The sequence below is a fragment of the Bradyrhizobium sp. CCGUVB23 genome (assembly GCF_024199885.1).
Taxonomy (GTDB): Bacteria; Pseudomonadota; Alphaproteobacteria; order Rhizobiales; family Xanthobacteraceae; genus Bradyrhizobium.
The window spans coordinates 8,014,010-8,033,903 of record NZ_JANADQ010000001.1 but is presented as its reverse complement, the minus strand read 5'-3'; the positions used below and the strand labels follow the sequence as shown (position 1 = coordinate 8,033,903).

Here is a 19,894-nt window from a genome sequence, read left to right as displayed (position 1 = left end):
CATGTCGCAGCAAAGCCGCAACAAGGGAGCTTCGGCCCCCTCCTCACTCCATTCGTCGGCTATTCTGGACCAGGCAATTGCGGCGCACCGTTCGGGCAATCTGACGGATGCGGAACGGGCCTACACGACCATCCTGAGGGCAAGCAGAACGCATCCCACCGCGCTCCATATGCTGGGGCTGTTGCAGGCCCAGCGCGGCAATTTTGCGGACGCCGAGCCATTGCTCAAGAAGGCTGCCCGCATCGACTCCGGCAATCCCGACGTTCTTTTCAACTATGCCAACGTGCTGCGTGCATTGGACAAGACAGACGATGCGCTCGCTTGGCTTGCGAGAGCGATTGCCCTGTCGCCGGACTTCGCCGATGCGCATCTCAATCGCGGCGCGATCCTGATTGCACGGAAGGAGTTTCACGGCGCGATCGCCGAACTTGATCGCGCCATTGCGATCACGCCATCGAGCGCAGCCTTCTTGAACCGAGGTAGTGCGTTCCAGCGGCTCGGTCAGCTTGACGAAGCGCATGACAGCTACCGAAGTGCCATCGAGCTTGCACCGTCGAATCCACAGTATCATTTCGTCTTGTCTGAGGTCCTTACCGAAATGGGCCGACACGACGAAGCGATCGAAGCGCTCGAAAGAACGGTCGCACTAAACAAGGCCTTCCCGTTCGCGTTGAGCAAGCTCGTTGATTCCAGGCGGAAGCGTGCCGACTGGCGCAGTTTCGAACGTGAACAGGCCGCCTTGGACGAAGCCGCCGAATCCGGCGTGGCGATCGACGCGCTCACCTTCCTTGTTGCCTCGTCGTCTCCGGCACACCAATTCACCTGTGCGAAGACGTATGTCGCCAACGTCGCCCCGGAGCGAGGTGCCGCGATACCCAGAACGCAGTCACCGGCTTCCCGGCTGCGGGTCGCGTACCTGTCTGCCGATTTTCGCAATCACGCCACCGCGCTTTTGATGGCCGGACTTTTCGAGGAGCACGACCGCGAGCGCTTCGACGTAAGCGCCATCTCCTACGGACCGGATGACGGCGGCAACATGCGCAATCGCCTGAAGGCAGCATTCGAACGCTTCGAAGACGTCAGACATCTTACCGACGAGGACGTGGTCAAGCTGATACGCCAGCTCGACATCGAGGTCCTCGTCGATCTTGGAGGCTTCACCGCCGGTGCGCGGCCGAAAATCCTCGCGCACCGGCCGGCTCCCATGCAGGTCAACTATCTCGGCTTTCCCGGCACGATGGGCGCGTCATATATCGACTACATCATGGCCGACCGGATCGTCATTCCCGAAGGAGAGCAGAAGCATTACGCCGAGAAGGTGATCTATCTCCCCGACAGCTATCAGGTGACCGACGCCAGGCGACCGCCCCTGCCAAATGCACCTGCCCGGAGCGAGGTCGGACTGCCGGACGATGCATTCGTCTACTGCGCGTTCAACAAGACGTTGAAGATCACGCCTCTGCTGTTCGATGTCTGGATGAGGCTGCTTGCCAAGACCGCCGGCAGCGTCCTTTGGCTGTTTGATGGGGGCCAGATCGCCAGGGAGAACCTGAGGCGTGAAGCCGTAGCGCGCGGCATCGCCGCCGAGAGGATCGTGTTCGCCCCACCCGTCGCTATCGACGAACACTTGGCGCGCCACCAGCTGGCCGATCTATTCCTGGACACGTTGCCCTACAACGCCCATACCACGGCCAGCGACGCCCTTTGGGCTGGCTTACCGGTCCTGACCTGCCTCGGCACCGCCTTTCCGGGACGAGTTGCAGCCAGTCTCCTGAATGCTGTCGGCCTTCCCGAGTTGGTGACGCGATCGCTGGACGAATATGAGGGCTTGGCGCTTCGGATCGCGCACGATTCCGAACTTCGAACCGCCCTCAAGAGCAAGCTGGCGACGCATCGGTCCACTTGGCCTCTTTTTGATACTGTCGGTATGACACGACACATCGAAAAGGCCTTCAGTGAAATGTGGCGCCGGCATTGCGCCGGCGAAGCGCCGGCCTCGTTTGCCGTCTAAATCTGATGGTCGCCTTGGCGCAATCGCATCGATCGGTCAAGGTTCGGGTCCGTACGGCGGAGTGAACCGCTCAATGCGCGGTGGCCCAGGCCCTCGCCTCGCGCTGCGCGGCTGCGATCTCGGCATCCGACATCTGCCCGGCGACCTCCTGGCGAAGTGCGATCGCGTCCTTGCGGCCCTTCAGCGCCGCGAGGTTGAACCACTTATGCGCGGCGACGAGATCGACGAGGCCGCAGCGGCCGCTCGCCCAATACATGCCCCGCTCGAACAGCACGTCTGACAAGGCGCTCACCTCGACCGGCGTCGCGGTTTCCAGATCGAAAGTCCCCTGAAACATGTCGCATCCCCTTTATTGTTGTGCCGCCTCGTTCCCCAGAGCGCGGCTCCCATCCAAACTGTTCAACTCGTCCCCATGCCGTTCTTGCCGGCTTGTTGAGGGCGATCTTGGCGAGCAAATTTGAATGGCAGTTTAAGTATCGGGATGAAGGGGACGTAAACGCGAGGCCACCTGGCGCGGCCACGAAAATGCAAGAAGTTCCGGATTCTCAAGTACTTCTGCGATACGTCAGATTTGGTTAACCGTCCGGATTTTCGGACGATGATAACCATCGCGCGTGGTGAGATGCGCACGATCGTAGCCAAATTCTGAGCTGTCATTCCCCGCGAAGGCGAGGAATCCAGTACGCCGCGGCTTCTCCGTATGCGTCACTGGCTCTGGAATACTTGGCGGTTTCAACCGGTCGTCGCAACACTCCATCAAAGGAGGTGGCGATGACGCCGGAGTGTGGGCGCGGCCGGGCCACGGCAATCGCGAGCCTGTTCGGCTGCGCTGTCGCGTCTTGGATCTGAAATTTTGAGAAATGAAAACGCCGGCGAGGATCCCGGCTACTCGAACGAGGGCGTCGGCGAACACGTCAGGACCAGATTTCATTTTGGCCGCGAGGCTACTCATGAAATTGCGGAGCCGTTGAAGGCGAACCGCACCGAACGAAGAAAACTTGTTTCTTCTGCCGGACCGGACCTTGACGAGCAAGCTCGACAAGGAAGGACGATCCGACCGTTGACCTGATGTCTCGCCGACACCCTCTATCGCCGATCAGAGCCTGATTGACTGAGACCTGTCCTGCCGGAGGCAAACCAGATCGCAGAAGGCGCTGATGACGTGCCGGCCATCAGAGAGGCCGGCGACTTCAGAAGCGAAGTTACTTCTTCTTCTTCGCGACCTTGCGGGTCTTCTTCGCAGTCTTCTTCACTGCGCTCTTCGCCTTCTTCGCCTTCTTCGCTTTCTTGGCCATGTTGCCCTCCGATGTGTGAGATGGCTTTAATCGCTGCGTGCATTCGGGGATCGAATGCACTTCATCCCGAATACACCAACACGGCGAAAAAAACATCTTCCCGCTTAAGGAAGTGTTGACGCAGCGAAGCGCGCAAGTACTCCGCGCATCGTGCACGCGGTTGACGAGTCGTTCGATCGTCTATGCGAAAAGTGCCTGCCGCACCGACGCCGGCGAAAGCATCGATTGCAAGAAAACTCTATGCTGCAAGCCCATTTCGCATTCGCACGTTGCGCGCGATCGATGCTGCGGTGCGCGTTGCGTCTTGTTCGAAGGCGCACGAAGCGTGTTTCGCGGACTCTGAGTCGCGAATTTTGGCAACGAAAATATTTTCATGCTTAACGGCGCGATCGCTCGCCGGAGCGTGCTCGAAGCTGCCGTTTGTACGAATCGAAGACGGCGATTCGGTGGGGCTTGGACGATGCGATCGAGGCGACGTTGGTGTCGCCGAGTGCGCGACGGATGCGCAAAGGCAGGATCGCGGTGACGACACGCGCCGTCACCGCAACGTGTCAGACGCCGAGCTTGGACTTGAGCAGGTCGTTGACCGCTTGCGGGTTGGCCTTGCCGCCGGACGACTTCATCACCTGGCCGACGAACCAGCCGAGCGCCTGCGGCTTGTCCTTGACCTGCGCGACCTTGTCGGGATTGGCCGCGATGATGTCGTCGACCACCTTCTCGATCGCCGAGAGGTCGGTGACCTGCTTCATGCCGCGGCTTTCGACGAGCGCGCGCGGATCGCCGCCCTCCTGCCAGACGATCTCGAACAGATCCTTGGCGATCTTTCCGCTGATCGTGCCCTCGCCGATCAGGTCGATGATCGCGGCAAGCTGCTCGGCGGCGACGGGAGCGCCCGCAATGCCCCGTCCCTCCTTGTTGAGACGGCCGAACAGCTCGTTGATCACCCAATTCGCCGCCATCTTGCCGTCGCGGGTGCGATTGGCGAGCCTGTCCAGCACGGTCTCGTAGAAGTCAGCGCTTTCGCGCTCGGCGACGAGCACGCTCGCATCATAGGTCGACAGGCCGAAGTCGGCGACGAAGCGCGTCTTCTTTTGGTCCGGCAGCTCGGGCAGCTTCGCCTTCAGCTCATCGACGAAGCTTTGCGAGAATTCCAGCGGCAAGAGATCGGGATCGGGGAAGTAGCGGTAGTCGTGCGCCTCTTCCTTCGACCGCATCGAGCGCGTCTCGCCCTTGTTGGGGTCGTAGAGCCGTGTCTCCTGGTCGATCTCACCGCCGTCCTCGAGGATCTCGATCTGGCGCCGCGCCTCGTACTCGATCGCTTGTCCAATGAAGTTGATCGAGTTCATATTCTTGATCTCGCAGCGGGTGCCGAGCGGCCCGCCGGGACGACGCACCGAGACGTTGACGTCGGCGCGCAGGTTTCCCTTCTCCATGTCGCCGTCGCAGGTGCCGAGATAGCGCAGGATCGAGCGCAGCTTGGTGACATAGGCCTTCGCCTGCTCGGCGTCGCGGATGTCCGGTTTTGAGACAATCTCCATCAGCGCCACGCCGGAGCGGTTGAGATCGACATAGGACATCGTCGGCGACTGGTCGTGCAACAACTTGCCGGCATCCTGCTCCAGGTGCAGCCGCTCGATGCCGACGTTGACGCTGCGGCCGCCGTCGAGCTCGACCAACACCTCGCCCTCGCCGACGATCGGCGACTTGTACTGGCTGATCTGATAACCCTGCGGCAAGTCGGGATAGAAATAGTTTTTCCGGTCGAACACCGAACGTAGATTGATCTTCGCCTTCAGTCCGAGCCCGGTCCGGACAGCCTGCCTGACGCATTCCTCATTGATGACGGGCAGCATGCCGGGCATCGCCGCGTCGATCAGCGACACGTGCGTGTTCGGCTCGCCGCCGAACGCGATGGACGCGCCCGAGAACAGTTTTGAGTTCGACGTCACCTGCGCATGGATTTCCATGCCGATGACGATCTCCCAGTCGCCGGTGGCGCCTTTGAGAAGCTTGTGGGGGGCGGGTGCGTTCATGGGTCTCGATGTCCGGACAAATCCATATCGGGGTTGGTTGGGCTTCGCGCAACGGATCGCGCCAGTCAAGCTGGAGAACGTGGTGCGACAATGGGCCGACGACGGCGGCTGGCGCATTCCGCCCGCGCCGGGCCTGCACAGTGCACATTTGGCGCCGCTCCCTCAGGCATTGACGCCGACGCCCGATGCGCCGTAGAAGTTGCGTGCAGGGGGCAATGCATGTTCTTTCGTAGCCTGATTTTGGTGGCTTCGGCCGCCGTTCTCGTGTCCTGTTCGACACCTTATCAGCAACAAGGCTTTACCGGTGGATCCGACGTCAAGGAGCTCAGGCCCGACGTCTTCCGCGTGAGCTTCCAGGGCAATGGTTACACCACCCGCGAGAGTGTTCAGGTCTATTGGCTCTATCGTTCTGCCCAACTGGCGATCGAAAAGGGCTTTGCTGGATTTGAAATCCTGTCAGACATTCAATTCGTGATGCATCGACCACCGGCGAATGATCGTGGCCCTCGCCTCGCCAGCGCAGTGCCGTCGCTGCGCACCCGCATTCCGGTGTCACCACAGGAGACTGCCGATTTCAGGATCTGGGACCATGGCGATTTCGCCAGCCGATCGGATCAGCCGATCCGGCTCGCGCGTGGCGGCGTGTTTATCTACACCGGCGGCGGGGCGGCGGGGCCCAAGCCCGGACTCGAGGCCGACGTGCACTTCCTGCCGGCACCGGTCGAGGCGGCTCCTCCGAAAGTCTTCAATGCCAAGGCGCTGATTGCCCAGTTGGAGCCGCTCATCAAGGCCGAGCGGTGCAACCTCGGCAATATCTGTCCGCATGTTCACGAATATCTGCTGCCGAAAGGAACGCTAAGATAGCGCGCCGCGAGATATCATTGCGGGTGAACCGACCTCACGATCTAAGCAGCGTGGCAGTGATCCGCTCCCACTCCGCCTGCAATGATTCTTTCGCCGCCGGCTGGCCCGCCTGGCGGTACCAATAGCCGGCATTGCCGAGATCGCCTTCAACGCGGTGCAAGTATGCGTGCACCCAGGCGGCGTCGCGGCTGTCCTCGTCCTGGACGATCTTGTGCGCCTTGTCCCAGTCTCCCTTCGCGGCCCACCAGAGCCCTGCGAGCGGCGCGCTGAGTTCGGGCGCCGGCGCTGCGCCTTCGAGGCTGGCGATGTACGCCGCCATGTTCACCACCACCTCTCGGGCGTGAAGCGGCCGGCCGCCTGCTCGATGACCTCGCCGAGCGAGAACAGCGTCTCCTCATCGAAGGGCCGGCCGATCAATTGCAGGCCGAGCGGCAGACCTTGCGCATCCTTGCCCGCGGGCACGGCGATCCCGGGCAGGCCCGCCATGTTCACGGTGACCGTGAAGATGTCGTTCAGGTACATCTCGACCGGGTCGGCGCCGCCCTTCTCGCCGATGCCGAAGGCGGCCGACGGCGTTGCCGGCGTGAGGATCGCATCGACGCCCCTGGCGAAACAGTCCTCAAAGTCCTTCTTGATCAGGGTGCGCACTTTTTGCGCACGCAGATAATAGGCGTCGTAATAGCCGGCCGACAGCACATAGGTGCCGATCATGACGCGCCGCTTCACCTCGGCGCCAAACCCTTCGGCGCGGGTGTTCTCGTACATCTCGATGATGTTGCGTCCCTGCTCGCGCAGGCCGTAGCGTACGCCGTCATAGCGCGCGAGGTTCGACGAGGCTTCCGCCGGCGCCACGATGTAGTAGGCCGGCAAAGCGTATTTGGTGTGCGGCAGCGACACCTCGACAAGCTCGGCGCCGGCGGCCTTCAGCCAGGCCGCGCCCGCTTCCCAAAGCTTTTCGATCTCGGCAGGCATGCCGTCGAGACGGTATTCCTTGGGAATGCCGATCTTCATGCCCTTCACGGACTTGCCGACCGCGGCCTCATAGTCCGGCACGGCGATGTCGACGGAGGTCGTGTCCTTCGGATCGTGGCCCGCCATCGAGCGCAGCAGCATCGCACAATCGCGCACGCTGCGCGCGATCGGACCGGCCTGATCGAGCGAGGAGGCAAAGGCGACGATGCCCCAGCGTGAGCAGCGGCCATAGGTCGGCTTGATGCCGACGGTCGCGGTGAAGGCTGCGGGCTGGCGGATCGAGCCGCCGGTATCGGTCGCGGTCGCGCCCATGCAGAGCAGCGCCGCAACGGCCGAGGCCGAGCCGCCGGACGAGCCGCCAGGCACCAGCGTCGTGTTCGAGCCCTCGCGCCGCCAGGGATTGCCGACGGGACCGAAGCAGGAGGTCTCGTTCGACGAGCCCATCGCGAACTCATCATTGTTGAGCTTGCCGAGCATCACCGCACCGTCGCGCCAGAGCTGCGAGGTGATGGTCGACTCGTAGGTCGGCACGAAATTGCCGAGGATCTTCGAGCAGGCCGTGGTGCGCACGCCCTTGGTCGCAAACAGGTCCTTGATGCCGAGCGGAATGCCGGCGAGCGGGCCGGCATCGCCCTTGGCGATCTGGCTATCAGCTTCGCGCGCCATGGCGCGCGCCTGGTCGGGCGTATCCAGGACGAAGGCGTTGAGCGCGCGTGCAGCTTCCATCGCACTCAGATGCGCGTCGGTCAGCTCAAGCGACGTGAATGTCTTGTCGGCGAGACCCTTGCGGGCCTCGGCGAGCGTCAGCGATGTCAAATTGGTCATTTATTGATCGGGCTACAGAAGAACGGAGACAGGGTCTTGTCGTTGGCCGGGTCGTCTTGCTTAACGTTGTTCTTGGCGGATGCATTCGCCGCCGCCTCGAGCTGGTCGAGCACGGCATTGGCGGCCACGTTGGGATCGGCAGCCTTGCCCTGCCGCTCCATCGCGTCGAGATAGTTCATATAGGCCTGATAGGCCTTCTCATCGTCGCATAGCAGGCACATCGGACTCGTGTCCTAATTTTTCACTCGACGACCTTCGGCACCAGGAAGAAGTGGCCTTCTGTCGCCGGCGCATTGGCAACGATATCATCGGCGATCTCACCATCATTGACGACGTCCTGGCGCTTCTTCATCTCCATCGGCGTCACCGAGGTCATGGGATCGACGCCCTCGACATTGACCTCCGAGAGCTGCTCGACGAAGGCCAGCATGGCGTTGAGCTCGCCCTGGAGATGCGGAACCTCGTCGTCGGAAACCGCAATGCGCGCCAGATGCGCGATGCGGCGGACGGTAGCGGCGTCAACGGACATAATATAAGGCCTCGAACGGCAGAAATCCTGTTCTGCCGTATAGCAGAGGCCGGTTTTGCGCCGCAACCGGCGCTGGGCGCATGATCCGGACCCGAAGGGCCGCGTTAGCGCAAAGTGCGCAGCGGTTTTCCGAAAAGATCATGCGCAAACAATAACCTAAAGCGCGATGACGATCGTCCCGGATCTCATCGCGCCTAGCCGGCCAGCGCTTTCAGGCGGGCCTGCGCGGATTTGGCCAGCTCCCGGGTCAATTCGGCCGCGGGCATCTCGCGGCCCATGCCGATGGCCTGTCCGGCCCAGAGATTCGTGAAATCCACCCTGCCCTGCTTCTCGGCCGCCGCCTTCAAAGGCCCCAGCGCGGTCGCGGCATGGGGAAAGGCCGGCGCGTCCGGTGAAATCGGGCCGGCTTCACGCATCAGACGGTTCTGCACGCCGCGCGCGGGCCGTCCGGTCATCACGTTGGTAATGACGGTGGAATCGTCCCGCGCTTCGGCGAGCGCCTTGCGGCCACCGGCGCTGACCTTGGATTCCGGGCAGCGCAGATAGGCGCTGCCGATCTGCACGCCGGCCGCACCGAGCGCAAAGGCAGCCGCGATACCGCGCCCATCCGCAATGCCGCCGGCCGCGATCACCGGCACCTTCACTGCATCGACGAGCTGCGGCACCAGAGCGAAGGTGCCGGGCTGCTCGGCGATCTCATCGGTCAGGAACATGCCGCGATGGCCGCCAGCCTCGGCTCCTTGCGCGATCACCGCATCAACACCGCGCTGCTCGAGCCAGACTGCCTCCTTGACCGTGGTGGCCGACGAGATGATGAGGCAGCCGGCCGCCTTGACGCGCTTGAGCAGTTCCTCCGCCGGCAGGCCGAAATGGAAACTGACGACTTCCGGCTTCAGCTCCTCGACGACCTCGCAGAACGCCGCATCGAATGGCGCGCGGTTGGCAGCGTTGATGGGCGCCGCCGGATCGAGACCATGCTCCTTGTAATAGCCCGCGAGACGCTGCTTCCAGCGCGCTTCGGCCTCGGCCGTAAGCTCGAGCGGCTTGTGGCAGAAGAAGTTCATGTTCACGGGCGCGGTAACCCGCTGGCGGATGAGATTGACTTGCTCGCGCGCCTTCTCCGCCGACAGCATCGCGCATGGCAGCGAGCCGAGCGCACCGCCTTGCGCCGCCGCGATCACCAGCTCCGCATCCATCACGCCGGCCATCGGCGCCAGCACGATCGGGAATTCGGTCTTGAAGAGGTCGATCAGTCGACGGTCAGGCCACATGGTTGTTCTCTCTTCTCTAAGCAGCGGAAGCGACCGAGTTGCGCCGGCCGGCGAGCAGCTGCTCCGCCTCTGCCGCGATCCGCTCGACGATCTCGGCTGCCGGCGGAATATCATGGATCAGGCCAACCGCCTCGCCCGCGATCACAGCGGCGACATCGAAATTGCCGCTCGCTTTTGCGGCGGCATAGTCGGCCGCAACCTTGGCGACATTCTGCATCAATTCGACCTCGCGGCCCATCCAGCGCCGGGCGTGATCGTTGATCAGGCACCGCCCGGTAAACGGCGCCGGCCAGACATTGTTACGGGAGAGATCGAAAATGATGCCGCGCACAGTCGAGCCGCTCGTTGCATCACAGATGCGCCGCTTCGCCTCCTCCGCACCGTCGGCCTCCCGGCTCGCATAAAAGCGCGTACCGAGCAGCACGCCGCTTGCGCCCAGCATCACCATGGCGGCGAGCCCGCGCCCGTCGGCGATGCCGCCGGCCGCGACCACCGGCACGCAACCCGCCGCGAGATCGACGATCCCAGGCACGAGATCGATCGTGGTGCGGGATGCACCATGGCCGCCTGCCTCGGTGCCTTGCGCGATCAGAACGTCGGCCCCCGCATCGAGCGCCTGTCGCGCCATGGCCTCGTCCTGCACCTGGCAGATCAGCCGCGCCCCGCCCGCCTTGATCTGCGGCGCAAACGGCGCGGGATCGCCGAACGACAGCATGATCGCCCCGGGCTTCGCCGCGAGCGCAACATCGAGAAGCTCGGGGCGCTTGGCGAGGCTCCAGGTGATGAAGCCGATGCCGAACGGCGCGCGTAGCGCCTTCAGCTTCGCCGTCTCCTGCTCCAGCCAAGCCCTTTCGCCATAGCCACCGCCGAGAATGCCGAAGCCGCCGGCGCGGCTCACCGTCGTCACCAGGCTGCTGCCGGCGATGATGTCCATCGGAGCAAGCAAGATCGGATGCTTAATACCGAGCAGCGCGGTCAGGGGTGTGGTGATTGGCATGGCTCCTCCCGTGTGGACAGCAAGACTAAGTGGGAATAGCATTCTCGAAAATTGAATTCTTGCGAACGCTGCCATCTCAAAAACGAAACGAGACCATGGAACTCAGCGATATCAAGACCTTCGCCGCGGTCGCCCGCACTGGCGGCATCACCCGGGCCGCCGAAGAACTCAACACCGTGCAATCGAACGTCACCCAGCGCATCAAGGCGCTGGAGGCCGAGATCGGCACGCCGTTGTTCGAGCGCCACAGCCGCGGCATGACGCTGACCGGCGCCGGCAAACGGCTCTTGCCTTACGCGCAGCGGATGGCGGCGCTTTCGCGCGAGGCCGTCCTTGCCGCCCGCGATGATGGCGAGCCGAAGGGACCGCTCGCGATCGGCTCAATGGAGACAACCGCCGCCGTCCGCCTGCCACCGCTGCTCGCGGATTTCCACCGGCGTTTCCCTGCCGTGCGGCTGAGCCTGCGCACTGCAACCACCGCCGATCTCGTCGCCGCCGTGCTCGATGGTGCGCTCGACGGCGCCTTCGTCGCCGCTCCCATCGAGCATGCCGAGCTCACCGCCGTCAGCGCCTTCCGCGAAGAGCTGGTGCTTGTCAGCGCGCGCCGCTGGACGTCACTCAAAGAGCTCCGCGCCGGCACGCCGGAGTCAGGCCCGACCGCGCTGGTGTTCCGCACCGGCTGCACCTATCGGCAACGCCTCGAGCAGATGTTCGTCGAGTTCGGCTGGCCGTCGGCGGCGCGCTTCGAGCTCGGCACGCTCGACGGCATGATCGGCTGCGTCGCCGCCGACATGGGCGTGACGCTGCTTCCACGTGCGGTGGTCGAGCGCAGCGCGATGATCGGCAGCGTGTCGATCCACACACTGAGCCCGGCTTACGCAGGGGTCGAGACGCTGTTCATCCAGCGCAGCGCCGGCCACCAGTACAGCGCGCTTCAGGGGTTTGCGTCCTGCCTGAACAGGGATGACGAGGTCATCGCGGCCTGAGCGACCAACGCCGCAGCGCCACGATCGCCCAGATCGCCTCGACTACGCCGAACGGCCAGGCGCCCTGCAGTATACCGTAGGCCGAGCCGAGCGCGCAGGAGGCGGCGAACAGCAGCACGAACCAGTGGCTGCGGTCCTCCAGCGCATAACAGACCAGCATCGCCGTCACGGCGAACAGGCCGAATAAGGTCAGCGCATCCATTGTTCTCGGTTCACTCCGCAGCGCTTGCCATGGTATGCGCTAACACCATGCCGGCTCCTATCCTACCTCTGGTCGATGCTGCAACCCACTGGCCCGCGCGCGGTGCGCTGATTGGGCTCGATCTCGGTACCAAGACGATCGGCGTTGCCGTCTCCGATCCCGACCGGCGGCTCGCGACCGGCGTCGAGACAATCCAGCGCAAGGCATTCAAGCAGGACGCCGCGCGCCTGCTCGCCATCGCCGCCGAGCGCAAGGCTGTCGGCTTCGTGCTCGGGCTTCCCATCAACATGGACGGCAGCGAGGGCCCGCGCGCACAATCGACCCGCGCCTTTGCCCGCAATCTCGCCGGTCTCACGGCACTGCCGATCGGCCTGTGGGACGAACGTCTCTCGACGTCGGCGGTCGAGCGCGAGCTGATTGGCATGGACGTCAGCCGCGCCAAACGCGCCGAGGTGATCGACGAGCACGCCGCGATCTTCATCCTGCAAGGCGCGCTCGATCGTCTGGCCAATCTTCGCGACGCACCCGGGATGGACTGACCCATGGCGGTGGTGATTGCAGCACTACTGCCGGTCTTCATTCTCATCGCGCTCGGCGTGGTGCTGAAACACAGCCTGATGCGGCTCGACACGCAATGGCACGGGCTGGAGCGGCTGACCTATTACGTGCTGTTTCCGATGCTGCTGATCCAGACGCTGGTGAAGGCCGACCTCGACAAGGTGCCGGTCGCAGGCGTCGGCGGCGCGCTGCTGCTATCCTCGCTCGTGATGTCGCTGCTGTGCCTCGCACTGCGGCCGGCCCTGGCACGGCTCGACATCGACGGCCCCGCTTTCACCTCGATCTTCCAGGGTGCAACCCGCTGGCAGACCTATGTCGCACTGTCAGTCTCCGCCAATCTATTCGGCGATGTCGGCCTCGCCCTCGCCTCCGTCGCGATGGTCGCGATCATTCCGCTGGTCAACGTGTTCAGCGTCGCGGTGCTCGCGCACTATGCCTCGCCAAACAAGCAATCCGTCGGCGCTATCGTCATGACCGTGGCGAGCAACCCGCTGATCTGGGCCTGCGCGATCGGCCTGCTCGTCAACGTCCTGCACCTGCCGCTGCCAAAGATCTGGCACGAGGTCGCGGATGCGCTGAGCCGCTCTTCCCTTGCCATCGGCCTGCTCGTCACCGGCGCGGGCCTGCATCTCAATGGCCTGTTCCGCCCGAGCATGGGCGCCGCCATCGGCGTCGCCTTCAAGCTCGTGCTGATGCCCTTGATCGCGCTTCTGCTGGCGCTATGGTTCGGGCTGACCGGAACGAGCCTTGCGATCATCGCAGTCTGCGCCGCGGTGCCGACCTCGCCCAGCGCCTATGTGCTGGCCCGCCAGATGGGCGGCGATGCGCCGCTGCTAGCGCAGATCATCACGCTGCAGACGATTCTGGCGGCGGTCACGATGCCGATCGCGATCGCGCTGGTGGCCTAGCCGCCATCATCGGCGCGCGATTGCCGGCAACCTCAACTCCCCAACCACATCGTCAGCACCACCGCGGTCAGATTGTTCAGCGCATGGAGCACGATCGTGAGCCACAACGAATTGCCGCGGTAGCGCATGTAGCCGAACCACAAGCCGATGGAGAACACCTCGGCAAGGAAGTACATGTCGTACTGGAGATGCACGGCAGTCCAGACCAGCGACGACAGGATGATTGCGCCGGGCACGCGCAGAAAGCTTTCTGACCAGCCGCGATAGAGGAAGCCCCGCGCGATCACCTCTTCGGACATCGGCGCGGCAATGCTGAAAGAGAGCACGAGCATCGTCGCCGCACCCTTGTCGCGGCCCGATTTCAAGAGATCGGTCATGAAGCCGGGCGTCGCCTCGCGGCCCAGCGCACGCGACATCGTCTCCCAGATCACCACGATCAGGACGAGACCGACGACACCGAGCAGAATCTGCAACCAGGACGGCCAGCGCAGCGCGAGGTAGTCGGCGAAGGAAGCTCCCTTCAGGCGAATGGCCAGCCACACCGCGGCCAGCGTGGTCGGCAGGCCCGCGATCACCGACAGCGCCAGCGCCTGCGGATCGCGGCCGACGGACTCGAGGGACGCCATGTCGATCGGGCCGCCGCGATGCGCGACGAGATAGACGACCGTGCCGATCTGGCCGACGAACATCGCGGCGAAGACGAACAGCCCCCACAGCGACGTGCCCCAGAATTTCCAGACGCGCGGGGATACCTCGGCGGGCGTCACGATCAGCGGGGGGTGGTCAGGATTGAGAGTGTCCATCAAGAGACTTTCGTTGGATGATCGCTGTCATTCCGGGGCGATGCGCAGCATCGAACCCGGAACGACAGACCAAGTGATCGACACAAAACATTTCAAGGCAGCGCTCGCTCGAGCAGCGCTCGCACGTCGGCACTCTCCAGCTCCACCGCGCCATACATGCTGGCGTGACTGGTGGCGAGGCGTGTGGCGGCGAACAATTCGGCGTGCCGACGTGACACGACGTTGAGCGCGGCCGTTGCTGCAAGCAGTGCGAGCTTCTCAACCGCTAGCCGCGCGACCCGCTCGGAATCCTGCCGACGGAAAGCCTTATCAATGAAGGCCAATGCATCACCCACACCGGGAAGGCCGCTGGTTTCGGCTCTGAGATGCATCAGCACGTGGGCGGCCGCCTCGGGTTCACGCGCCAGCGCGCGCAGCACGTCGAGGCACATCACATTGCCCGAGCCTTCCCAGATCGCATTCACCGGGGATTCGCGAAAATGGCGCGCCAGGATGCCGTCTTCGACATAGCCATTGCCGCCGAGGCACTCCATCGCCTCGTAGAGGAAAGCCGGCGCGCTCTTGCAGACCCAGTATTTGATCGCGGGCGTGAGCAGCCGCATGTAGTTTGCTTCACGAGCGACTTGGTGCGCTCGGTCGAAAGCCTGGCAAAGCCGCATCACCAGAGCGACCGTCGCCTCGACATGCAGTGCCATGTCCGACAGCACCGCCTGCATCAGCGGCTGATCGGCGAGATGTTTTTGGAACACGCTGCGATGACGCGCGTGATGCAGCGCTTGCGCCAGCCCCGAACGCATCAGTCCGGCGGAGGCGATCGCGCAATCCTGCCGCGTCAGCTGCACCATCTGGATGATGGTGCGGATGCCCTTGCCCTCCTCGCCGACGGCTTCCGCATGGGCGCCGACGAACTCGACCTCGGAGGACGCATTGGACCGGTTGCCGAGCTTGTCCTTGAGACGCTGGAACTGGATCGCGTTGACCGAACCATCCGGCGCAAAGCGCGGCATGAAGAAACAGGTCAGCCCGCCCTCGGCCTGCGCCAGCACGAGGAAGGCGTCGCACATCGGCGCCGACATGAACCATTTATGGCCGGTGATGCGGTAGGCGTTCCCATCGCGCACCGCGCGCGTCATGTTGGCGCGTACGTCGGTGCCGCCCTGCTTCTCCGTCATGCCCATACCGAGCGTCATGCCGCGCTTCTCCCACCACGGCGCGAAGCTTGGATCGTAGCTCTTCGTCGACAGCACCGGCATCACGCGCGCGAGCAGATCAGGCTGCATCGCAAGCGCCGCGACAGAGGCGCGCGTCATTGTGATCGGGCACAGATGTCCGGTCTCGACCTGTGAGGCAATGTAGAACTTTGCCGCGCGGATGACCTCGGCCGCATCGCCGGCAGGCTTTCCGTCCGTAGTCCAGGTGGAATTGTGCACACCGGCATGCGCGCTATGCGCCATCAACTCGTGATAGGCGGGATGAAACTCGACCTGGTCGCGACGGTTGCCCTTGGCGTCAAAGGTGCGGAGCTTTGGCGTGTTCTCATTGGCGATGCGCCCGCGCTCGGCCATCGCCGCCGAGCCCCAATGCCGGCCGAACGCCGACAGCTCCTGTTCCGCCGCAGCACCGCCATTGGCCCTGACTGCATCCACCAGAGGGCGATCTGCTGCAAACAGGTCGACGTCCTCCAGAGGCGGCGACTGGTTGAAGACCTCGTGGGTTGCGAAGCTCGGCTGGGTCATGGCGTGTCCTCGGACCGGAATCAGTTCCGCCGCGGCTGGATCGGGAAATCATAGGCTGCCCCGCCCGCCCCCGGCAGGGAAAAATGCCACCACTCCTTCGAATAGTTCACAAAGCCTTGCCGGGCCATCACAGCGACCAGCCGCTTGCGCCAGGCGCGCTGATCGGCCGTGATCGACGGTGCAGCGGTATGGCCCTTCGCATCCGTGCAGTCATAGCCGGTGCCCATGTCGACGCTGCCTTCGGGCGGCCGGGCCTCGACCGGCGCCGTGCAGTCGGCGTAGGACCTGGCGGGATCATATTTGGCGGAGTTGTCAGCCCTGAGATCGACGAGCGTCAGATCGAGCGCCGCACCCGTGGAATGCTGCGAGCGGCTCGCGATGTAGCCGAGCCGGAACAGCTCGGTCTTGGGAATCTTGGGATTGTAGCGTCGCTCGGCCGCCGGCTCGCGGCCGTTCTGCGCCCATGCCACCATATCGAGCGACGCGCGCACCGGGCGGTAGCAATCGAACATCTTCAGCGAGAGGTTTTGGATGGCCAGCTCCTGCTGGATCGCCTTCAGCCGCAGCCCCACCTCCCGCTTCACCACGCATTCGCCGGCGCCGTAGCCGCTCAGCGGATGGCCGGTGAAATTGTTCGAGGTCGCGTAGCGGATGTCCTGGATGATCGTGGGATCGATGTCGCGCAAGTACACGAAGCCGCTGGGGAGCGATTGGGCGTGGGCGAAGGAAATTGAGACGATTGTTACAATTGCAATCAAGATCAGCTTCACGGAGCACTTCCCATCTTTCCGTCGTCATTCCGGGGCGATGCGACGGGACCGCGCAAAGCGCGGCCCGGAGCATCGAACCCGGAATCTCGAGATTCCGGGTCTGGCGCTGACGCGCCATCCCGGAATGACGGTGTATCAGACTGATCAGGGGATAACTCACTTCCCTACCTTTGGCCCTTGCCCCCTTACCCATCCCCGCCTATAGCTCTGCTTTTAATGACCCCTGCATCGAAATCGACCTTCGTCCTCGGTCACCGGCATCTGCTGGGCATCGAGGGCCTTTCCGCTGCCGACATCACCGGCCTCCTCGACCTGTCCGAAGAATATGTCGAGGTGAACCGCCAGGTGGACAAGAAACGCGCCGTCCTGCGTGGGCGGACGCAAGTGAACCTGTTCTTTGAGGCGTCCACCCGCACCCAATCCTCGTTCGAGATCGCCGGCAAACGCATGGGTGCCGACGTCATGAACATGTCGGTCTCCTCCTCCTCCATGAAGAAGGGCGAGACGCTGATCGACACCGCAGTGACGCTGAATGCCATGCACCCGGACATCCTGGTGGTGCGACATCACGCCTCCGGCGCGGTGGAACTTCTGGCCCGCAAGGTTGACGGTTCCGTGATCAATGCCGGCGACGGCGCGCATGAGCATCCGACGCAGGCGCTGCTGGACGCGCTGACCATCCGCCGCAACAAGGGCCGGATCGAGGGCCTCGTGATCGCGATCTGCGGCGACGTCCTGCATTCGCGCGTCGCCCGCTCCAACATCATCCTGCTCAACACCATGGGCGCCCGCGTCCGCGTCGTCGGGCCGTCCACGCTGCTGCCGCCCGGCATTGAGCGGATGGGCGTCGAAGTTGCGCGCGACATGCGCGAGGGCCTGGAAGGCGCTGATATCGTCATGATGCTGCGGCTCCAGCGCGAGCGCATGAACGGCTCCTTCGTGCCGTCCACCAGCGAATACTTCAACTATTTCGGCCTCGACCAGAAAAAGCTCGCCTACGCCAAACCCGATGCGCTGGTGATGCATCCCGGTCCCATGAACCGCGGCGTCGAGATCGACACAGCGGTCGCCGACGGCGCCCAGTCCCTGATCCGCGAACAGGTGGAGATGGGCGTCGCCGTACGCATGGCGGTGCTGGAAGCGCTCGCCCGTAACCTGCCGAACGCGTGATGCCAATGCTAACCGACCGCCGCCCGATCCTGCTCGCCAACGCCCGCGTCGTCGATCCCGCCAGGGATTTTGACGGCATCGGCGACGTCCTGATCGCCGACGGCACGATCCGCGAGACCCGCCGCGGCATCGGCGCGGCCGGCGTCCCCGAGGGCACCGACATCGTCAACTGCTCCGGCAAGATCGTGGCCCCTGGCCTGATCGACATGCGCGCCTTTGCCGGCGAGCCGGGCTACGGTCATCGCGAGACCTTTGCGAGCGCGAGCCAGGCGGCCGCGACCGGCGGCATCACCACCGTGATCTGCCAGCCGGACACCTTACCCGTCATCGACAATTCGGCGACCGTCGACTTCGTGATGCGCCGGGCCCGTGACACCGCGATCGTCAACATCCAGCCGATGGCCGCCCTGACCAAGGGGATGCGCGGCGAGGAGATGACCGAGTTCGGTCTCCTGAAAGCCGCCGGCGCGGTCGCCTTCAGCGACGGCGACCGAAGTGTCACCAATGCGCAGGTGATGCGCCGCGCCCTCACCTATGCGCGCGATTTCGACGCGTTGATCGTGCATTACACCGAGGATCCCAACCTCGTCGGCGAAGGCGTCATGAACGAGGGCGAGTTCGCGACCCGCCTCGGCCTGATGGGCATCCCGAACGCCGCGGAAGCCGTGGTGCTGGAGCGCGACATGCGCCTCGTCGCGCTGACCGGCGGCCGCTATCACGCGGCCTCGCTCTCCTGCATCGACTCGCTCGATATTCTCAAGCGCGCCCGCGACGCCGGTCTTGCCGTCAGCGCCTCGGTCTCGATCAACCATCTCGCACTGAACGAGAACGATATCGGGCCTTACCGGACGTTCCTGAAACTGTCGCCGCCGCTGCGCACCGAGGACGACCGCCGGGCGCTGGTTGCGGCCGTCGGCTCTGGCCTCGTCGACGTCATCATGTCCGACCACAATCCGCAGGACGTCGAAGGCAAGCGGCTGCCGTTCGCGGAAGCAGCTCCCGGCGCGGTGGGCCTCGAGACCATGCTGTCGGCGGGCCTGCGGCTGGTGCATAATGGCGAGATGGAACTGAAGACGCTGATCAGGGCGATGTCGACCCGGCCGGCCGAGCTGCTCGGCCTGCCCGGTGGCACCTTGCGCGCCGGCGCGCCGGCCGACGTCATCGTGATCGACGCCGACACGCCCTGGGTGCTCGATCCCGCCGACCTCAAATCGCCCTGCAAGAATACGCCATTCGATGAAGCCCGCTTCTCGGGCCGCGTGGTGCGCACCATCGTCGGCGGACGGACGGTGTTCGAGCATGTCTAATCATGCGCGGGAAATACGCCGGACACGGAGATGTGGCGATGGGAATTGAAGCTGTCCTGCCAGTTGTATTCCTTGTCGGCTATTTCCTGGGCTCGATCCCGTTCGGGCTCGTCCTGACACGCCTTGCAGGCACGCAGGACCTGCGCTCGATCGGCTCGGGCAATATCGGCGCCACCAATGTGCTGCGCACCGGCCGCAAGGGACTGGCGGCAGCGACGCTACTGCTCGACGCACTCAAGGGCACGGTTGCGGTGGTGGTTGCGGGCTATCTCGCCGGGCCCGATGCAGCGATTCTGGCAGGCCTCGGCGCCTTTCTCGGCCATCTCTTCCCGGTCTGGATCAAGTTCAAAGGCGGCAAGGGCGTTGCCGTCTATATCGGCATCCTGCTCGGCCTGTTCTGGCCGGGAGCGCTGTTCTTCTGCCTCTTGTGGCTCGCAACCGCCTTCACCACCCGCTACTCCTCGCTCTCGGCGCTGGTGGCGGCCTTCGTGACGCCGATCTTCCTGTGGTGGTTCGGCCACCTCGCACTCGCCTCGCTGTTCGCGGTGCTGACACTGCTGTTGTTCTACATGCATCGCGAGAACATCAAGCGGCTGCAGTCGGGCACCGAGGGCCGGATCGGTCAAAAGGGCTGAGTCCGGAAAAAGTACGGATACC

21 protein-coding genes are annotated in these 19,894 nt (G+C 64.0%); 9 read left to right on the top strand and 12 right to left on the bottom strand.

Annotated elements, in window-relative coordinates:
* The first annotated feature begins 1 nt into the window (after position 1).
* Positions 2–2,011: a tetratricopeptide repeat protein gene (locus NLN62_RS37420; protein ID WP_254112090.1), complete on the top strand. Its 2,010-nt coding sequence runs from the start codon at positions 2–4 to the stop codon at positions 2,009–2,011.
* Positions 2,012–2,081: 70 nt separating this feature from the next.
* Here NLN62_RS37420 and NLN62_RS37415 read toward each other — a convergent pair whose 3' ends face one another.
* Both NLN62_RS37415 and gatB read right to left on the bottom strand, forming a co-directional pair.
* The gene (locus NLN62_RS37415; protein ID WP_254112089.1) at positions 2,082–2,348 is read right to left on the bottom strand and encodes a hypothetical protein; all 267 of its coding nucleotides are present in this window, start codon (positions 2,346–2,348) and stop codon (positions 2,082–2,084) included.
* A 1,509-nt stretch (positions 2,349–3,857) separates the two neighbouring features.
* On the bottom strand, positions 3,858–5,339 hold the full coding sequence (gene gatB / locus NLN62_RS37410) for an Asp-tRNA(Asn)/Glu-tRNA(Gln) amidotransferase subunit GatB (RefSeq protein WP_027522949.1): 1,482 nt from the start codon (positions 5,337–5,339) through the stop codon (positions 3,858–3,860).
* Between gatB and NLN62_RS37405 the strand changes: the two genes are divergently transcribed.
* Both NLN62_RS37405 and NLN62_RS37400 read left to right on the top strand, forming a co-directional pair.
* Entirely contained in the window at positions 5,338–5,535 is a 198-nt protein-coding gene (locus tag NLN62_RS37405) for a hypothetical protein (protein ID WP_027522950.1), read from the top strand. The two genes, gatB and NLN62_RS37405, sit on opposite strands and share 2 nt — an antisense overlap.
* A gap of 23 nt (positions 5,536–5,558) precedes the next feature.
* On the top strand, positions 5,559–6,203 hold the full coding sequence (locus tag NLN62_RS37400; protein ID WP_027522951.1) for a hypothetical protein: 645 nt from the start codon (positions 5,559–5,561) through the stop codon (positions 6,201–6,203).
* A gap of 34 nt (positions 6,204–6,237) precedes the next feature.
* Here NLN62_RS37400 and NLN62_RS37395 read toward each other — a convergent pair whose 3' ends face one another.
* The 6 genes from NLN62_RS37395 to NLN62_RS37370 all read right to left on the bottom strand — a co-directional run bounded on the left by NLN62_RS37395 (position 6,238) and on the right by NLN62_RS37370 (position 10,797).
* Positions 6,238–6,522 (bottom strand): hypothetical protein, encoded by a 285-nt coding sequence (locus NLN62_RS37395; protein ID WP_198031754.1) that lies wholly within the window; start codon positions 6,520–6,522, stop codon positions 6,238–6,240.
* A 2-nt stretch (positions 6,523–6,524) separates the two neighbouring features.
* Complete coding sequence (gene gatA, locus NLN62_RS37390; RefSeq protein WP_254112088.1) at positions 6,525–8,000, bottom strand: Asp-tRNA(Asn)/Glu-tRNA(Gln) amidotransferase subunit GatA; 1,476 nt, start codon at positions 7,998–8,000, stop codon at positions 6,525–6,527.
* A complete protein-coding gene (locus NLN62_RS37385) occupies positions 7,997–8,221 on the bottom strand; it encodes a hypothetical protein (protein WP_254112087.1) in 225 nt (74 codons plus the stop codon). Before NLN62_RS37385 ends, gatA begins: the two co-directional genes overlap by 4 nt.
* A 20-nt stretch (positions 8,222–8,241) precedes the next feature.
* On the bottom strand, positions 8,242–8,529 hold the full coding sequence (gatC, locus tag NLN62_RS37380) for an Asp-tRNA(Asn)/Glu-tRNA(Gln) amidotransferase subunit GatC (protein WP_027522955.1): 288 nt from the start codon (positions 8,527–8,529) through the stop codon (positions 8,242–8,244).
* Positions 8,530–8,723: 194 nt separating this feature from the next.
* Complete coding sequence (locus tag NLN62_RS37375; RefSeq protein ID WP_254112086.1) at positions 8,724–9,800, bottom strand: nitronate monooxygenase family protein; 1,077 nt, start codon at positions 9,798–9,800, stop codon at positions 8,724–8,726.
* A 16-nt stretch (positions 9,801–9,816) separates the two neighbouring features.
* Positions 9,817–10,797 (bottom strand): nitronate monooxygenase family protein, encoded by a 981-nt coding sequence (locus NLN62_RS37370; protein WP_254112085.1) that lies wholly within the window; start codon positions 10,795–10,797, stop codon positions 9,817–9,819.
* Positions 10,798–10,892: 95 nt separating this feature from the next.
* On the opposite strand from NLN62_RS37370, the gene NLN62_RS37365 reads away from it, so the two are divergent.
* Complete coding sequence (locus NLN62_RS37365) at positions 10,893–11,783, top strand: LysR family transcriptional regulator (protein ID WP_254112084.1); 891 nt, start codon at positions 10,893–10,895, stop codon at positions 11,781–11,783.
* On the opposite strand, the gene NLN62_RS37360 is transcribed toward NLN62_RS37365, so the two are convergent.
* Positions 11,770–11,985, bottom strand: coding sequence for a hypothetical protein (locus tag NLN62_RS37360; RefSeq protein ID WP_254112083.1), 216 nt, complete (start codon positions 11,983–11,985; stop codon positions 11,770–11,772). The two genes, NLN62_RS37365 and NLN62_RS37360, sit on opposite strands and share 14 nt — an antisense overlap.
* Positions 11,986–12,032: 47 nt before the next feature.
* Here NLN62_RS37360 and ruvX point away from each other — a divergent pair, with 47 nt between their 5' ends.
* Together ruvX and NLN62_RS37350 are read left to right on the top strand one after the other, a co-directional pair.
* Positions 12,033–12,524 carry a Holliday junction resolvase RuvX gene (gene ruvX, locus NLN62_RS37355; protein ID WP_254112082.1) on the top strand — a complete coding sequence of 164 codons (492 nt, stop codon included), beginning with the start codon at positions 12,033–12,035 and terminating at the stop codon, positions 12,522–12,524.
* A gap of 3 nt (positions 12,525–12,527) precedes the next feature.
* Positions 12,528–13,451, top strand: a complete 924-nt coding sequence (locus NLN62_RS37350; protein WP_254112081.1) for an AEC family transporter — start codon at positions 12,528–12,530, stop codon at positions 13,449–13,451.
* 32 nt (positions 13,452–13,483) lie between these two features.
* Here the strand turns inward: NLN62_RS37350 and NLN62_RS37345 are convergent, their stop codons facing one another.
* The 3 genes from NLN62_RS37345 to NLN62_RS37335 all read right to left on the bottom strand — a co-directional run bounded on the left by NLN62_RS37345 (position 13,484) and on the right by NLN62_RS37335 (position 16,760).
* Positions 13,484–14,254 carry a CPBP family intramembrane glutamic endopeptidase gene (locus NLN62_RS37345; RefSeq protein WP_254112080.1) on the bottom strand — a complete coding sequence of 257 codons (771 nt, stop codon included), beginning with the start codon at positions 14,252–14,254 and terminating at the stop codon, positions 13,484–13,486.
* 92 nt (positions 14,255–14,346) lie between these two features.
* Positions 14,347–15,990, bottom strand: coding sequence for an acyl-CoA dehydrogenase family protein (locus NLN62_RS37340; protein ID WP_254112079.1), 1,644 nt, complete (start codon positions 15,988–15,990; stop codon positions 14,347–14,349).
* 20 nt (positions 15,991–16,010) lie between these two features.
* Entirely contained in the window at positions 16,011–16,760 is a 750-nt protein-coding gene (locus NLN62_RS37335) for a M15 family metallopeptidase (RefSeq protein WP_254112078.1), read from the bottom strand.
* A 216-nt stretch (positions 16,761–16,976) separates the two neighbouring features.
* On the opposite strand from NLN62_RS37335, the gene NLN62_RS37330 reads away from it, so the two are divergent.
* From NLN62_RS37330 to plsY, 3 genes are read left to right on the top strand one after another with little or no spacing between them, the layout of a single operon-like run.
* On the top strand, positions 16,977–17,930 hold the full coding sequence (locus tag NLN62_RS37330; RefSeq protein ID WP_027522965.1) for an aspartate carbamoyltransferase catalytic subunit: 954 nt from the start codon (positions 16,977–16,979) through the stop codon (positions 17,928–17,930).
* A gap of 5 nt (positions 17,931–17,935) precedes the next feature.
* On the top strand, positions 17,936–19,237 hold the full coding sequence (locus tag NLN62_RS37325; RefSeq protein WP_254113816.1) for a dihydroorotase: 1,302 nt from the start codon (positions 17,936–17,938) through the stop codon (positions 19,235–19,237).
* A 38-nt stretch (positions 19,238–19,275) separates the two neighbouring features.
* Complete coding sequence (gene plsY / locus NLN62_RS37320) at positions 19,276–19,872, top strand: glycerol-3-phosphate 1-O-acyltransferase PlsY (RefSeq protein WP_254112077.1); 597 nt, start codon at positions 19,276–19,278, stop codon at positions 19,870–19,872.
* Positions 19,873–19,894 lie beyond the last annotated feature (22 nt).

What these genes read in the sequence shown, in the direction of transcription:
- NLN62_RS37420 (WP_254112090.1), top strand. Translation starts at nt 2, where the DNA reads ATGTCGCAGCAAAGCCGCAACAAGGGAGCTTCGGCCCCCTCCTCACTC.
- NLN62_RS37415 (WP_254112089.1), bottom strand. Translation starts at nt 2,348, where the DNA reads ATGTTTCAGGGGACTTTCGATCTGGAAACCGCGACGCCGGTCGAGGTG.
- NLN62_RS37405 (WP_027522950.1), top strand. Translation starts at nt 5,338, where the DNA reads ATGGGTCTCGATGTCCGGACAAATCCATATCGGGGTTGGTTGGGCTTC.
- gatB (WP_027522949.1), bottom strand. Translation starts at nt 5,339, where the DNA reads ATGAACGCACCCGCCCCCCACAAGCTTCTCAAAGGCGCCACCGGCGAC.
- NLN62_RS37400 (WP_027522951.1), top strand. Translation starts at nt 5,559, where the DNA reads ATGTTCTTTCGTAGCCTGATTTTGGTGGCTTCGGCCGCCGTTCTCGTG.
- NLN62_RS37395 (WP_198031754.1), bottom strand. Translation starts at nt 6,522, where the DNA reads ATGGCGGCGTACATCGCCAGCCTCGAAGGCGCAGCGCCGGCGCCCGAA.
- gatA (WP_254112088.1), bottom strand. Translation starts at nt 8,000, where the DNA reads ATGACCAATTTGACATCGCTGACGCTCGCCGAGGCCCGCAAGGGTCTC.
- NLN62_RS37385 (WP_254112087.1), bottom strand. Translation starts at nt 8,221, where the DNA reads ATGTGCCTGCTATGCGACGATGAGAAGGCCTATCAGGCCTATATGAAC.
- gatC (WP_027522955.1), bottom strand. Translation starts at nt 8,529, where the DNA reads ATGTCCGTTGACGCCGCTACCGTCCGCCGCATCGCGCATCTGGCGCGC.
- NLN62_RS37375 (WP_254112086.1), bottom strand. Translation starts at nt 9,800, where the DNA reads ATGTGGCCTGACCGTCGACTGATCGACCTCTTCAAGACCGAATTCCCG.
- NLN62_RS37370 (WP_254112085.1), bottom strand. Translation starts at nt 10,797, where the DNA reads ATGCCAATCACCACACCCCTGACCGCGCTGCTCGGTATTAAGCATCCG.
- NLN62_RS37365 (WP_254112084.1), top strand. Translation starts at nt 10,893, where the DNA reads ATGGAACTCAGCGATATCAAGACCTTCGCCGCGGTCGCCCGCACTGGC.
- NLN62_RS37360 (WP_254112083.1), bottom strand. Translation starts at nt 11,985, where the DNA reads ATGGATGCGCTGACCTTATTCGGCCTGTTCGCCGTGACGGCGATGCTG.
- ruvX (WP_254112082.1), top strand. Translation starts at nt 12,033, where the DNA reads ATGCCGGCTCCTATCCTACCTCTGGTCGATGCTGCAACCCACTGGCCC.
- NLN62_RS37350 (WP_254112081.1), top strand. Translation starts at nt 12,528, where the DNA reads ATGGCGGTGGTGATTGCAGCACTACTGCCGGTCTTCATTCTCATCGCG.
- NLN62_RS37345 (WP_254112080.1), bottom strand. Translation starts at nt 14,254, where the DNA reads ATGGACACTCTCAATCCTGACCACCCCCCGCTGATCGTGACGCCCGCC.
- NLN62_RS37340 (WP_254112079.1), bottom strand. Translation starts at nt 15,990, where the DNA reads ATGACCCAGCCGAGCTTCGCAACCCACGAGGTCTTCAACCAGTCGCCG.
- NLN62_RS37330 (WP_027522965.1), top strand. Translation starts at nt 16,977, where the DNA reads ATGACCCCTGCATCGAAATCGACCTTCGTCCTCGGTCACCGGCATCTG.
- NLN62_RS37325 (WP_254113816.1), top strand. Translation starts at nt 17,936, where the DNA reads ATGCTAACCGACCGCCGCCCGATCCTGCTCGCCAACGCCCGCGTCGTC.
- plsY (WP_254112077.1), top strand. Translation starts at nt 19,276, where the DNA reads ATGGGAATTGAAGCTGTCCTGCCAGTTGTATTCCTTGTCGGCTATTTC.